This is a genomic window from Pontimicrobium sp. SW4, assembly GCF_039954625.1.
In the GTDB taxonomy this organism is placed as follows: Bacteria; Bacteroidota; Bacteroidia; order Flavobacteriales; family Flavobacteriaceae; genus Pontimicrobium.
The window spans coordinates 1,784,756-1,798,898 of record NZ_CP157199.1; the positions used below are offsets into that span (position 1 = coordinate 1,784,756).

Consider the following 14,143-nt stretch of genomic DNA (forward strand, 5'->3'; position numbering starts at 1 on the left):
CATGAAATTTATAGTATCAAGTACCTACTTACTTAAACAGTTACAAGTTTTAGGAGGCGTTATTAATAGCTCGAATACCTTACCTATTTTAGATAATTTTTTGTTTGAACTTAACAATTCTAAGTTAACAGTTTCTGCTAGTGACCTTGAAACTACGATGTCATCAACAATAAATGTTGAAAGCGATAGTGAAGGGAGCGTAGCAATACCTGCAAAATTATTACTAGATACTTTAAAAACATTTCCTGAGCAACCATTAACTTTTGTTGTTGAAGAGAATAATACAGTTGAAATAAGTTCTAACCACGGTAAATATGCGTTAGCGTATGCCAATGGAGAAGAATTCCCAAAAGCAGTAGCTCTTGAAAATCCGAGTGCTACAACACTTTCTGGAGATGTACTAGCTACAGCAATTTCAAAAACTATTTTCGCTGCAGGAAATGACGATTTAAGACCTGTGATGAGTGGTGTATTCTTTCAGTTTTCAACAGATAGTTTAACTTTTGTTGCAACTGATGCTCATAAATTAGTTAAATATACACGCAGTGATGTATCTGCCAATGAAACAGCAGAATTCATTATGCCAAAAAAACCTTTGAATCTTTTAAAAGGAATTTTATCTGGAAGCGACGAAGATGTGCTAATTGAATATAACGATTCTAACGCTAAATTCACGTTTGATAGTTCTGTGTTAATTTGTCGTTTAATTGATGGAAAATACCCTAATTACGAGGCTGTAATACCAAAAGAGAATCCAAACAAATTAACGATAGATAGAACACAGTTTTTAAACTCTGTAAAACGTGTATCAATTTTCTCAAATAAAACGACACACCAAATTAGATTAAAGATAGCTGGTGCAGAATTAAATATATCTGCTGAAGATATTGACTACAGTAACAAAGCCGAAGAGCGCCTTACTTGCGATTACCAAGGTGATGATATGCAAATTGGCTTTAACTCTCGCTTTTTAAGCGAAATGTTAGGTAACCTTAGCGCAAGTGAAGTACAGCTAGAAATGAGCTTACCAAATAGAGCTGGAATTTTAACGCCAATTGATGGCTTAGATGAAGGTGAAAATGTCACTATGTTGGTAATGCCTGTGATGTTGAATAACTAATCGAACATAAATAAAAATCAAAAAAAAGCAATAACTTAGTTATTGCTTTTTTTATACCTTAAATGAATTTAAAGAATCTAAAACAAGTTTTTAATTAAATAGTTTAATACTATTATCTGATATTTTTTTTTCATAAATGTAAGGGACTTCTATAATAAATGGCTTTTTTAAAACTCCATGCTCTCTATCTTGTATTCTATTATCTTGAATTATTGTCATTGCTTCAAAATATGTATTATAATTTAAGCCTCTTCTTGTCTTTACAAACAATAAATCATTATTAAAAGTAATTTTATTTATTAACTCTAGATTTTCAAACTTTTGAAGCTTTGAGTTATAAATAAATGCTGACTTTGAAACTATTTCCAAAGAATTATAACTTAGTTCTTCCAAAATATTTTTTGCATAAGCAATATTATTATCAAAAAAATCACCTGCAAAATTATGTTGCCAAACAGTATTAATAGGCCAAACCCAACCTTCTAAAGTTGGAATTGTTGATTCTCCAGTGTACTCTTTAGAAGTATATATGATTTTGGGACCATATACCCAATCTGTATCCTTATATTTAGTTGCCGACATTGCTGACCCATTAATATAAAAAGATAAGCAATTTTCTGTTTTATAACCGTCACTTTTATAATGCAAAAAGCCATTCCAAACCTTTCCAATTTCATGTCTAATTCTTTCAATATATGCATAAGATAATTCTTTGTCTGCATATATAATTATGTTTGAAACTGCATTTAACTTGGGCTGTCTTTCCTCTTCCAGTATAGAACTAGCTATTTGGTCCCAAAACCTTATTCTCTTATGATTAAAAAACATCTCTTTTTCTTTAGTATAATGAATAGTGTAATGGTTTTTATTAAGATCAAATTTGTTAACACCACCAATAGGTAATGTTATTGAATCATATTGAGCTAAGCAAAAACTATAACTCAAAAGTGTTGTTATCAATATACTTTTAAACATTTTTTAATTTATTATTAGATAGCTAATTGAATTTTAAATTTTTAAGGTTTTATCTTTAAAACTTCTGATTTAAAGTCTTCATATAAAGACAGGCCTTCTTTTAAAATAGATTCCAAATCTTCATAATTACTAAAAGATGGCTTTTTTATATCAGTTTTATCACCATTGTTTAACAATCTAATAATAAAAGCCCAAGGACCACCTAGAGTTATTAATTCTCCATTTTTACGAAGCACCCAAATGAACTCTACCAAACCATATCTTAATGAAATATTGAAAGTGAAAAGGTAATCACCAATACTTTGGTTTAACCCATAAAATTTCTCCTTTTTATTATATATAAAACTATAGCTTAAAGATGTAAAAATGGATAAAACTTTTTCATTCGAATAACTTTCTAACGTTTCTTCTTTAGAAGCAGAATACTTTTCAGAAATATTTCTATATAAGTTTTCAAATTTTATATTCTCTAATATGAGTTTTATTTCAGGAAGTTGTTTCATATTTATTCTGGTCTAAAACGGATTTCAATATCGTAATTATCTCTTGCAAAATCAATAAAATCTTGAATATTTGATAATGACTGATTGCTGTCAGGAATTTCTAGAATTTGTTGCCCATGCAGAATTAGCCCATCTAAATTAGAATACTTATTAGATCTAATAACGGTACCTGGCGCATATTTTTGATTCATTTCAATTAAATATTTTTGAAATGTAGAAAATTGAATTTCACTTAAATTTGTTGCTTTTCTTGAAACTATTTCTCCGGTTAGCGGATCATAGCTATCTAATCGTTTTCCATTAAGACTTAAATAATTATTGACTTTTATAGGTTTTCTGATACTAATATCTTTCGAATCTCCAAGTTTGCCTATTAAAAATTTACTTTTTTATAATCTATATAATTTTTGTCACTCGGATATGATAAATGAAAAAGAGAATAATCCTTAATAGCGCTATTAATAACATACTTTTAAACTTTGGCTTCATCAAATTTTAAAATTTCTAAGTTGATTGATAGACCAACTCTACATTATCAAAATCTTTTCTCATTAAATCCTCTTTTTTAATACCAAAATATAACATCCCATCTCCAAAATTTTCAGTAACATTTATATCTGAAAAATCTACTTGTAATAAAAGGATATATTCTTTTTCAATCTCGTTAATCTTTTTTAAATCTTGGTCTGTAAATGGATAGCTTAAATTTAATGCGCTAGCAGCCCAATGAAAAGAAACAGTTCCTTGCACAGCTTGAGGGTTTCCAAATAATTGAGAACCTATATTATTAGAAAAATGATTGTTATTAGTATCAATAAAATCTTGTATTTCATCAATTTCTTCATCTAAATTAATACCTCTAGTTTCTAACTCAAGCATTTTATAGTTTTGATATGAAGGAAAATTATAATGTAAATAGAAATCAATAAACATCTCGTCTAAAACTGGTGAATTAACGAAGTGTTCATGTCTTTGTGTCAAATATTCTTTCTTACAATTATGATAAAATACTTTATAATCGCTTCGTCTAATTGGAAAACTTAAATTAAGATTAATAAAAAATGATATCATGCCGCCATCAAAAAAGTAATTAAACTCATTATACGGCATTATCTCATCTACCGAAATTTGACAAAGATGGGATAACGATTTGATATTAAAACGATCCATATCCAAATCATCAGAGAATAAAGGAATTCCACCAAATTTTGATATATTCTTGCTTTTCTCACTCTTTTTAAATGCGATAGTAGGCTTTATTAAATCTAATAAAATTGCATATACATTTATATGATTATTTATCATATACTGATTAATGCTTTCCTCAATAGTTTGGCTATCATTATTCATGCTATAAATCTAAAAAATTAAATCGTTTAAATGAGTATTAGGATTGTCAATTATAGCATTTCTTATGTTAGTGACAATATTGTTAACTTGCTCGAAAGCTTCATCTGGAGTTAAAGATTCTGGTAATGCATCAAATAATGCCTGAACTTTTTGATTATATAAATTATGATTTGGTTGATTCCTCCATGCAGCAACAGCTATACCATTCATTACATCATTCATGTGAAATGTATAAATAGAGTTAGCAGCTTTCTGTACTACTGGATTATTTCTTAACGCCCAAGGAACAAGATGATGAGCCTGCTGCGGATTGCCAGGTAACAAACCAAGTACCTTTCTTAACTGACTACTTCTTCCAAAATCTATCACATTATTCACTACTTTCCAAACCAATTTAGTAGTTTGTCCAGTCACAGTGTTTGTAAGCTTAACTGCATACTTTGCTCCAGTAGCTGTCCAACCAAAAATTGGTACAGTAGCTGCAAAGCTTAAGCTTGCATTTACACCATCACCTTCAAGAAGGTAAAGACCTCCATTTAAGAAATCAGCTAACTCACCAACAACTGGGATAAGACCTATGCCATCAAGAGCAATATGTACAACATCTCTAGTTGCTTCCCAAAACACCTTAATATCTGACCATTCAGGATTCAATGCTCTTAGAACTGCCATTTTAATCATGAAGTGTGCAATAATTGGATCATGATCATCAGAAATAGACAAATCTAAATTTGTAAATTGATCCACAGATAGCAAAAACGAACCATCAATGTCACTATAAATTTTATTTTGCTTTTTTGCTGCTAAAACAAAATTAAAAGCATCAATATCATTTATAGATTCAACACTAACTATATCTATTAACTCTTCAGCAAAATCCATCGAACTTTCACTAAACTCATTATCATTAAGATAATCAAAAATCAGATCCTTTTCAGCTGGATTATTTAAGTAATAATTTCTACTTGCATTGCTCAAAGTACTTAAAAACGACTTTACAAGTGTTTCCAAATCCTCATCTGGTATTACAGTTGCGGAGTAAGAATTAGGGTTTCCACTACCTCCTCCTGTGGCGCCTCCATCACTATAATATGTAGCGCCATCATTGAAATTGCCACCATCACTATCGCACGTGTTAAAAAGAAAACTCTCTCTCGTTGGCTTTCTTATATTACAAGTACACTGTTGAATTGACCAATGACCTTCACAGGGGCAGCTAGTCTCAACAATAATCTCTATAGTTTCGCATTCGTCATCAGCTCTCAAAAAAGCATTGCTTTCTGCTTGCGAGTTAATTCTCTTAATTAATTCCTTAATATCTCCTTCATGAGGCGATATTTTTACCGTTCCAGAAATATTTTCTTTTTGATTTTGCTGTAGAAATGGTTTGTCAAAAGTATAAGCAACAAAATAACCACTAATACTATCTTTTCTTTTTTCAATAACCAAATTTTCAAATAGTACAGTGGCAGGTTTTGATTGCCTTTCTATTAACATTGTATATGTTGTAAGGCTATCTGTTTCTACTTTTTTAATGACATCAGTATCAATTAAAAAATCAGATTTTTTACTTATTCTTTCATTGTCATTTGAGGAAGACTCGTTATCAATTATCTTTTCTAAACCAAATTTTGAAGTGATTTCTCTAAATTCAGCATCATTTTTATAATCACTTATTGTAGTGATTTTAATTTTCTGCTTAAGTTTTTCCTGAATAGGCTCTTTAGATTCTACATTTTCTTTATCACAACTTATAAGATTAAGAAATAATAAGGAAAATAGGATGACTGCAATTGACTTTGTGCTTTTCATTATTTTAAATATTTGATTTTTATGATTTTAAATGTAAGAGTAATGCCACATTTAAACAATACGTATAAATACGTATATTTTTAAATACTGTATTATTTAAAGTGTTCATTTTTAACATATTGATATACTAATGAGAAATCTTTGAGGTTTAAAATCGAAAATAAGATTAAACTACAAACTATTATTTACAATACTGTAGTTGTAAAGTCATATGCAAAAACTAGACATAAACAAAAAGCTCACTTCTAAGAAGTGAGCTTTTTTTATCTCTAATAAACTAACTAACTAATAAAACTAAGAGATAATATGTTTTATATTATTTAATAAACTGAATTGACATTGGGTAATTAGGTTGTTCACCATTACTTGCTTTAATAGCATTAATAATTGGGAAAACAAATGATATAATGCCTAATACTATTAGACCTAAAATTCCTAACCCTAATAACAGTATCAACGGAATGCACATAATAGAATATATTAAAATGCTTAATTGAAAATTGACAATGCTTTTACCGTGATTATCCATTTCATATACCTTTTCTTTATTGGTTGCCCATAAAATTAATGGTAATATTAAACTTCCAAAACCAATAACTAAAGTGATTAACTGACTTAAATGCGTTAGCACTATAAGTTGTCTATCTTCTCTCATTGCTATGTAATGTTCTTTTCTCATGATTTTAATTTTTGATTGATACTTATTTGACGTAAGTTCATGAGAAATGTTACAAAAAAAGTACGTTAACTTTGATGCTTAATTTTTTCGTAGAGTTTTACTAATGATTGGAGCAACTCCACAGGTGTTGTTAAAATTTGATAGTGGTTTTGACCAAACATTTGTGGTAAATAATATTTGGCTTGTGCCTCTATAGCCAAGGCATAGGAGTTTATTTGACGTTCGTTTAACTCACGTAAAGCTTGTTTCACATCGTTAATTCCATATTTTCCTTCGTATTTATCATAATCGTTTGGTTTACCATCAGAAATTACAATAACCCACTTGTTTTTGGTTGGTCTTGTATCCAACAATGCTCCAGAATGCCTTAAAGCTGAACCTATGCGTGTATATCCACTAGGCTCCACTGCTCCTACTTTAAATTTTGCTTTGTTCCAATCTTCATCAAAACCTTTTAAAGTAATATAATTTGAATAGTTTCTGGTTTTTGAATAAAAACAGTTGATAGAAAAATCGATATTAAATTCGTCTAAAATTTCTCCAAATAATATGGAAACTTGCTTTTCTACATCTATCACTCTGTTTCCTGCTGCATAACCATCACTAGATAAGCTAACATCTAATAATAATAAAATAGATAGGTCTTTTTCTTTCTTTCTATTTGATAAATATATTTTCTCGGAAGGTGTATGTCCTTTATGTACATCTACAAACAAATCGGTAATCGCATCTATATCAAACTCTTCGCCTTGTGGTTGACGTCTTTGTTGTTGAAATCTATTATTGACATTAGATAATAACTTACGTAAACCCAACAACGTCGAACTATTTTTAGAAATAGTCTCCTTATAATAATCGACGTTAGTTTTTAAAATTGATTTTGGATAGACTTTACAAAAATCTTGCTTATAAGTACGACTTGAAAAATCCCATTCATCGTATTTTAAATGAAAGCCTTTAGTGTCTGTTTCTGCACTTTCTGAAATAGTAGTATTCTCAATAAAATCTGCTTGGTAAACGGAATGGGCTGTATCGTCAACTCTAACCGTATATTTCATGTTTAGGTCTTCTAAGGCATTTGAGTGGTCATCTAGCTCATCGTCTCCATCCATGTCTCTCCAATTGCCTCCAAACTCTTCAGCTGTTTCAACTTTTTCAAATTGATGCTGTAATACTGCATCATCAAGCTGCTTTTCATCAACTTCTACTGATATTATTTCTTCTACAGCATTTGCTTTAATAATCGTCTTTACTTCTTCTTTTTTTGTTTTAACTCTTTCTGAAAAATTTTCGAGCGTGTTTTGTGAATTTGCTTCAGGCTTATTTTTCATCCACTTTCCATAAAGAAAAGTCGTGTCAACTTTAGATGTCTCTTTTGTAAGCTTCTTATAGTGCTCTAGAAGCTTAGTATGAATTTTTTGTGTAACAGGAAATTCCTCAAAAAGTTGCTTTAATACTTGACTAGAACTTTCAAAAGCTTTCTGCCTAGACATCTCTAAATTATCTTGTTCTACATTATTCCAATTAAAATGTAATTGCTTTTGAACAGATAAATACAGAACTCTAAAAAGATAAAAAGATAAGTTAACCTCTGCATCTTTAAACTGTGAAAAACTACTAGGTAAAAAGAAATTATTATTCTTGTAACCTCCTTCTCGTTCTGCGTCAAAAATTTCGATTGAATTTCCTGTAATAGCTCTAGCAATAAGGGTTAATCGAGGCTTTATATCAATTAAATTTACAGTGTAAGAGATTCGCTCTTGCTTCTCTTTCTTTTTTCGTTTGAAATAGTAAGCAAGTTTGGTAAATATATATTCGTCTGGCTCGAACTCAAACATAGTATTTAGTTTTCAGTATTCAGTAGCAGTATACAGTGTAAGCATTTTAAATTCGAAAAACTGCAAACTGTGACAGTAAACTGCTAACTGCTTCATTATATCATTAAATCACACAAATCTTTTAGTGCTATAATCACTTCGGGATCATCTGTTAAAGGCTCAACAATTGCTACATGCACAGATAAACGTTTAGGTAAATCACTATGTATTAATTTTGCTGCATCTACCAATAAACGTGTAGAAACTGTTTCGGTTAGACCTAACTCTGTTAAGTTTCTAATTTTTGTAGCAATATTCACTAATTTTTTAGCAATTGAAGCTTCGACACCAGTTTCTGAAACTAAAATCTCTGCTTCTGTTTTAGGTTCTGGGTAATCAAATGAAATAGCAACAAAACGTTGTCTAGTTGATGGTTTCAACTCTTTAAAACCTCTTTGATACCCAGGATTAAATGATGCTACTAGACAAAAATCTTCGTGTGCTTTAACTGTTTCACCTAATTTATCGATAAACAATTCACGCCTATGATCGGTTAAAGAGTGTATGGCTACAATTACATCTGGCCGTGCTTCGGCAACCTCATCTAAATACAAAATAGCTCCTTTTTTAACTGCTGAAGTTAAAGGACCATCTAGCCAAACGGTTTCTGCCCCTTTTATAATAAAACGCCCAATTAAATCGGTTGACGACGTTTCTTCATGACAGGAAACTGTAATGAGTTCTTTATCTAATTTATGAGCCATAAACTCTATAAATCTTGATTTTCCTGTTCCAGTTGGCCCTTTTAATAAAAAAGGTAACTTGTTTAAATATGTTTTTTCAAAAACTTGAATCTCCTTTCCAACAGGAAGATAATATGGTGCTATAGTATTCACTTAATAATTAAATTTTATTGTTGCTTTGTCGAAAATAATTGTGGCTTAAAAGTGATCATTACCCATGCCCAAGAATTGTTTTCGTCACTATCTCCTCCCACTTTTATAATTTCCATAGATTCTGTCGATAACATTTTTGAATAGCCTGCGTTCAATAATATATCTTCAGATATTTTATATCCAAAAGTAAGGTCTATTTCTGTTCCTAAATTATTATCCATTTTAGTTGAACCATCATAAATGTTGGCTACTGAAGAGAATAAATGTGGTACTAATTTCGCTGAAAATTTATCTTTTTGATATGAAAATGTAAAACTAATATCATTTAATCCAACAGAGCCTCCATGATTCCCTACATAGAAGTAATCCATCCAACCATTAAACTTGTGGTTAGTACCAAATAAAGGCATGAAAGATTTTATATCTGTATCAACATCATCTTGATCTTTTCCAGATAAATATTCGTAACCTAAACCTAAAGAAATATCGCTAGATATTTTATAGGATAAGTTTCCTGTAAAATATGACGCACTAACTTTGTTATCAAAAGATTTTCCTGTTTGAAAATACGCAGCTCCATTTACATTAAACTTATCAAACTTATAAGTTAATCGCGAACCTATGGTTTGCATATAATCTAAGGTTTGTTCATTAATATTATCTAGATATTCTATTCCAGTATTTAAAAGCAAAACGCTCAATCCTAAATTATCAAAATCACCATGGTACCAAGCATATTGGAACGCTTTATAACCAGCTGCATTACTATACAAGTTATCTAAATTACTTTGAGAATCAGAGTTTAAAGCTAATCCAATGTCTAACCTGTTTTTTGCATTTGGTACATATTTAAATAAAAATGCGTCATGACTTCTTGCTTGTTGTGCCCAATCAACACTACCGAATATTCTTTGATCATCATAAGCAATTTCTTGACGTCCAAGCTTTAATGATATTTTGTCATTTAATACTGCTTCTGCCCAAGCTTCGTGTAATGCATTAGCAGTATCATCACTAGACAAAGTGTTTACATCTCCCCAAACTCTAACATTTTGAAGTGACATCTTAAATATTAAGTTGTCCTGTTTAAAATCAAAATTTAACCTTGTTCTTTGAGATATAAAATTAGAACCATCTGCGTCTGTTGCTAGTAATGTACCAAAACCATGTTTATTTTCGTAGCGTGGTCTTAATTCGGCTGATATGTCTAATTGTTGAGAGTTAGTATTACCTATTATTGAGATAATAAGGAGTCCTGAAAAAATTATTTTTTTCATAATTATAACTTTTTATAGTGTTCTTAAATTATTGTTCTAGTTGAATAGCTTTAGGAAATAAAATGTTATTTTCTAAATGAATATGTTGATGTAAATCTTGCTCAAACTCTTCCAGTTTTGAATATAGTGCTCTAAAGGTATTACACGCCTCTTCTGGAGGTGCATAATTATTACTCAAAGCAGCAATTTCTTTAAAAATATCTCCAGCAGTTTCATGTTCATCCAACATCATATCAATTGGGTTGTTTACAGAACCAAAATGTGGTGTTGGTGGTTTAACACCCTCTTTTAAAGCTCTTACTTGTTGTTTTATATAAGGAAAAAGTATAAGCTCTTCTTTTTTCATATGCGCTGCTAGCTCTTTAACAACAGCTTCAACTAAGTTATTAATTTTAACAACCTCAGTATAATGGTGTCCATGTACTTTTGCCACTTTATTTGCATACTGTAGAAGTATTGGAATGTTTTCTTCAACATATGTATGATGAATATTTACAATATGATCTATCAAGAAATCTAATTCCCATTTATCATAATTATATAATCTATTCGTATTGGTATCTAGTGCTTCAATTTCTGCTTTTAAAGCATCAAAATCTGCGTTGTTGTTTTTACACGCTTTCTCTAAAGTGATTCCGCCACCACAGCAAAAATCTATACCATACTTTTTAAAAACATGAGCTGCTTTTATATTGTCTACAACCACTTCGGCAACTGTGTTATTTTCTTTTACTTTCATTTTAATTTTTATTTTACTAACTCTAATATTGTTGAAACTGTTTCTTTATTATCTACTCCTAGCCCTTCTTGTTGATGCATCAGTTCTCCTTTGTCATTAAACACACTTATAATATTTGAGTGTGAAAAATCTAATGGAGAGATTTGCTTGTATTTGACAGCAAGTACATTTGCAAACTCACGGACTGTACTCTCTGTACCTTGCAAAAACGTCCAATGCTCTGCATCCATTTGATTTTCTATAGCAAATGCTTTTAGACGTTCTGGAGTGTCATTTACTGGGTCTATACTAACTAAAACATAGCGCAAATCTTTATTATTAGGAATTTGTTTTTCTATATTTCGCATGTCTGCAACCAATCTTGGGCAAGCAGCTTTACATGTTGTATAAATCATGACCATTACCAAGGTTTTACCTTTTAAATCTTCTAGTAATATGGTTTCTCCTTCTTCTGTATGCCACTTAGAATCTAAATTGAAAATTGAGGTTTCTGATATTTCTTCGGAAATAGGTTCATCATTTAACTCAATTGCAATGGGTTGTAAGTCCATGTTACAAACACTACAACTTCCAGGTTTGTCAAACGTTTTTTCTGCTTCACATTTCATAGGGCATTGATATACACTAGCAATGTCATTACTTGAATTATCCTTACATGAGCTTATAAAAATTGCAATGAAAAGAATTCCTATATATTTTATTGCTTTCATCTTTTTAGTTGTTTTCATCTTTTACACATCTAAAACCTAAGTTTTTCATTGTATAATTTGCGTTTAAACTTCCTCTTATGGCGTAACGCATAAATGCGGCATAGTTCATTAAATCTGTAGTGCCTACTGCAGCACTTCCGCAGAATAGGTTACTGTCATCATCTACATCTTTACGAGACTCTCCAGAAATTAAAACCGAATTAAAATCGTACGTCCATTCCCAAACCAAACCATGTAAATCATAGACTTTCCAGTAATTTTCAAATGTAGAACCAATCTCATTATTTGAAGTTTTTGGTTTCTCGTACCATGAGAGGATAAACTCATTATACTTCTTTAATCTTCTAGCATCTGGCATTTCTTTGTTTGCCATGGCTACATATTCCCATTCATCTAAAGTTGGCAATCGTTTTCCTTGACATTCACAGTAATCTTTTGCTGCAAACCAAGAAATATTAGTGATTGGTGCTTTTAGTGATTGGTCTTTACCTAAAAGTGTATCAGATTTCCAATCCCTTAGATAGTTGTCGTCTGCAAATAACTTTTTAACGTTAGATCTTTTCCATTTAGGATACTTTTTTACAAACTCTAAATATTGTTGATTGGTAACTGGATAGACGTCCATTTGAAAATCGGAAATAGTAACCGGTAATGAATCTCTTCCATATAATGGAATATAAGTTCCTCCTTCAATTTTAACCATTTTAGATTGACAATTTGCATTGACCGTACAAAACAGAAATAAACAAATTATCAATCTAAAAATAGGTTTCATATTTATTACTTTTAATGATTAATGAGAACTTTTAACTTCAGCAACCATTGTAGGAGTTACGTTAGTTTTATTATTTCCCCAAGAATTATAAACGTATGTCATAACATCAGCAATTTCTTCATCTGTTAATGTTTGCTTAGTCATTATGCTATTATATTTTTGTCCGTTAACCGTTATTTCACCAGTTAAACCATTTAATACAGCACCTATAGCTCTTTTAACATCAGCATTTAAATAATCTGATTTAGCTAAAGGAGGAAATGCATTTGGTATACCTTGACCTTCGGCTTGATGACATGCAAAACACGTTTTCATATATATTTGCTTACCAGAAATCATCTTTTCACTTAGCGATTTGTTTGTGTTTGTAGCAACAACAGCAGAACCATCATTTGGCATTGTTTGAATTGTTCCTCCCTCTGGATTATAAATACCCTCTTGTTTTACACCTGAGTATATTTGCTTGTCCTCTTCTCCGTTTACTTTCAACATTCCTAAAGCTCCTTTATTAAAGGCTCTAAAGATAGCATGATCCACTAAAATAAAAGTTCCAGGAACATCTACTTTAAAGTCAACAATTGCAGCTCCACCAGCTGGAATTAAAGTTGTTTGCACATCTTTATTAATTATAGAACCACCTTCAACATGGACATTATCAAAAATTTCTCCAATTACGTGAAATGACGATGTTAAGTTTGGACCACCATTACCTACGTAAAGGCGAACAGTTTCTCCAACATTAGCTGTAATCGCTCCATCTCCTGTCAAAGCTCCTACTTTACCATTAAATACTACATAATCTGCATCTTCATCTACCGCTTTTTGCATATCGAAAGGTTGTAACCCTGGTTCTCCATTTTCTCCTTTAGTATAGAAATCTCCTTGCATGATATAGTATTCTTTATCAACTGGTGGCAAGCCTCCTTCTGGTTCAACCAGAATTAAACCATACATACCATTTGCAATATGCATTCCAACTGGTGCAGTGGCACAGTGATACACATATAGTCCTGGATTTAAGGTTTTAAACGAAAACACTTTTTCATGTCCTGGTGCCACAAACGATGATGTTGCCCCACCACCTGGACCAGTAACCGCATGTAAATCAATATTATGTGGTAATTTATTATCTGGATGGTTAGATAAGGTAAATTCGACCTCATCGCCTACTCGAGTTCTAATAAAACTCCCAGGCACAGATCCACCAAATGTCCAGTAGACATACTCTACACCGTCAGTCATGGTTCCTACCTCTTCAAGGATTTCCATGTTAACTATCAATTTTTTTGCTGGACGATCTCCAACTGGAGCAGGTACAAAAGGCGGTGCTGTTAATTCAGCTTCCATGGTTCCTTTTATTACTATTGTAGTTGGATCTTGCATTGCTACTTTTTCATTAGATGCAGAATCTCCGCAGCTAAATACTAAAACAAAAGAAGCAACTAACATACTTACTTTTGATACTAATTTATTTAATTTTATCATGATTT

General features: G+C 31.0%; 14 protein-coding genes. 1 reads left to right on the forward strand and 13 read right to left on the reverse strand.

The features are described from left to right. Position 1: 1 nt before the first annotated feature. Positions 2 to 1,120, forward strand: a complete 1,119-nt coding sequence (gene dnaN / locus ABGB03_RS08370; RefSeq protein ID WP_347921808.1) for a DNA polymerase III subunit beta — start codon at positions 2 to 4, stop codon at positions 1,118 to 1,120. A 90-nt stretch (positions 1,121 to 1,210) separates the two neighbouring features. Here dnaN and ABGB03_RS08375 read toward each other — a convergent pair whose 3' ends face one another. From ABGB03_RS08375 to nirK, 13 genes are all read right to left on the reverse strand, one after another. Then, positions 1,211 to 2,095, reverse strand: coding sequence for a hypothetical protein (locus ABGB03_RS08375; RefSeq protein WP_347921810.1), 885 nt, complete (start codon positions 2,093 to 2,095; stop codon positions 1,211 to 1,213). 41 nt (positions 2,096 to 2,136) lie between these two features. After that, positions 2,137 to 2,598: a hypothetical protein gene (locus tag ABGB03_RS08380; RefSeq protein ID WP_347921812.1), complete on the reverse strand. Its 462-nt coding sequence runs from the start codon at positions 2,596 to 2,598 to the stop codon at positions 2,137 to 2,139. Between the two features lie 2 nt (positions 2,599 to 2,600). Further along, positions 2,601 to 2,789, reverse strand: coding sequence for a hypothetical protein (locus tag ABGB03_RS08385; protein ID WP_347921814.1), 189 nt, complete (start codon positions 2,787 to 2,789; stop codon positions 2,601 to 2,603). Positions 2,790 to 3,102: 313 nt separating this feature from the next. Then, on the reverse strand, positions 3,103 to 3,948 hold the full coding sequence (locus tag ABGB03_RS08390; RefSeq protein ID WP_347921816.1) for a DUF1963 domain-containing protein: 846 nt from the start codon (positions 3,946 to 3,948) through the stop codon (positions 3,103 to 3,105). A 9-nt stretch (positions 3,949 to 3,957) separates the two neighbouring features. Further along, positions 3,958 to 5,760, reverse strand: a complete 1,803-nt coding sequence (locus tag ABGB03_RS08395; RefSeq protein WP_347921818.1) for an AHH domain-containing protein — start codon at positions 5,758 to 5,760, stop codon at positions 3,958 to 3,960. Positions 5,761 to 6,076: 316 nt separating this feature from the next. Beyond that, complete coding sequence (locus ABGB03_RS08400; protein ID WP_347926400.1) at positions 6,077 to 6,415, reverse strand: DUF4870 domain-containing protein; 339 nt, start codon at positions 6,413 to 6,415, stop codon at positions 6,077 to 6,079. Positions 6,416 to 6,504: 89 nt separating this feature from the next. Next, positions 6,505 to 8,277 (reverse strand): VWA domain-containing protein, encoded by a 1,773-nt coding sequence (locus ABGB03_RS08405; protein WP_347921820.1) that lies wholly within the window; start codon positions 8,275 to 8,277, stop codon positions 6,505 to 6,507. Positions 8,278 to 8,372: 95 nt separating this feature from the next. Then, positions 8,373 to 9,152 (reverse strand): CbbQ/NirQ/NorQ/GpvN family protein, encoded by a 780-nt coding sequence (locus tag ABGB03_RS08410; protein ID WP_347921822.1) that lies wholly within the window; start codon positions 9,150 to 9,152, stop codon positions 8,373 to 8,375. 14 nt (positions 9,153 to 9,166) lie between these two features. Then, the gene (locus ABGB03_RS08415) at positions 9,167 to 10,429 is read right to left on the reverse strand and encodes an alginate export family protein (RefSeq protein WP_347921824.1); all 1,263 of its coding nucleotides are present in this window, start codon (positions 10,427 to 10,429) and stop codon (positions 9,167 to 9,169) included. Positions 10,430 to 10,457: 28 nt separating this feature from the next. Next, positions 10,458 to 11,168 (reverse strand): iron-sulfur cluster repair di-iron protein, encoded by a 711-nt coding sequence (gene ric / locus ABGB03_RS08420; protein ID WP_347921826.1) that lies wholly within the window; start codon positions 11,166 to 11,168, stop codon positions 10,458 to 10,460. Positions 11,169 to 11,176: 8 nt separating this feature from the next. Next, entirely contained in the window at positions 11,177 to 11,878 is a 702-nt protein-coding gene (locus ABGB03_RS08425) for an SCO family protein (protein WP_347921828.1), read from the reverse strand. A gap of 4 nt (positions 11,879 to 11,882) precedes the next feature. After that, complete coding sequence (locus tag ABGB03_RS08430) at positions 11,883 to 12,581, reverse strand: formylglycine-generating enzyme family protein (RefSeq protein ID WP_347921830.1); 699 nt, start codon at positions 12,579 to 12,581, stop codon at positions 11,883 to 11,885. A 90-nt stretch (positions 12,582 to 12,671) separates the two neighbouring features. Beyond that, positions 12,672 to 14,138 (reverse strand): copper-containing nitrite reductase, encoded by a 1,467-nt coding sequence (gene nirK, locus ABGB03_RS08435; protein WP_347921832.1) that lies wholly within the window; start codon positions 14,136 to 14,138, stop codon positions 12,672 to 12,674. Positions 14,139 to 14,143: the final 5 nt, after the last annotated feature.

Coding starts and splice junctions, on each gene's coding strand:
- ABGB03_RS08415 (WP_347921824.1), bottom strand. CDS start 10,429: ATGAAAAAAATAATTTTTTCAGGACTCCTTATTATCTCAATAATAGGT.
- ABGB03_RS08405 (WP_347921820.1), bottom strand. CDS start 8,277: ATGTTTGAGTTCGAGCCAGACGAATATATATTTACCAAACTTGCTTAC.
- nirK (WP_347921832.1), bottom strand. CDS start 14,138: ATGATAAAATTAAATAAATTAGTATCAAAAGTAAGTATGTTAGTTGCT.
- ABGB03_RS08395 (WP_347921818.1), bottom strand. CDS start 5,760: ATGAAAAGCACAAAGTCAATTGCAGTCATCCTATTTTCCTTATTATTT.
- ABGB03_RS08400 (WP_347926400.1), bottom strand. CDS start 6,415: ATGAGAGAAGATAGACAACTTATAGTGCTAACGCATTTAAGTCAGTTA.
- dnaN (WP_347921808.1), top strand. CDS start 2: ATGAAATTTATAGTATCAAGTACCTACTTACTTAAACAGTTACAAGTT.
- ABGB03_RS08375 (WP_347921810.1), bottom strand. CDS start 2,095: ATGTTTAAAAGTATATTGATAACAACACTTTTGAGTTATAGTTTTTGC.
- ABGB03_RS08380 (WP_347921812.1), bottom strand. CDS start 2,598: ATGAAACAACTTCCTGAAATAAAACTCATATTAGAGAATATAAAATTT.
- ric (WP_347921826.1), bottom strand. CDS start 11,168: ATGAAAGTAAAAGAAAATAACACAGTTGCCGAAGTGGTTGTAGACAAT.
- ABGB03_RS08430 (WP_347921830.1), bottom strand. CDS start 12,581: ATGGTTAAAATTGAAGGAGGAACTTATATTCCATTATATGGAAGAGAT.
- ABGB03_RS08385 (WP_347921814.1), bottom strand. CDS start 2,789: ATGAATCAAAAATATGCGCCAGGTACCGTTATTAGATCTAATAAGTAT.
- ABGB03_RS08390 (WP_347921816.1), bottom strand. CDS start 3,948: ATGAATAATGATAGCCAAACTATTGAGGAAAGCATTAATCAGTATATG.
- ABGB03_RS08425 (WP_347921828.1), bottom strand. CDS start 11,878: ATGAAAGCAATAAAATATATAGGAATTCTTTTCATTGCAATTTTTATA.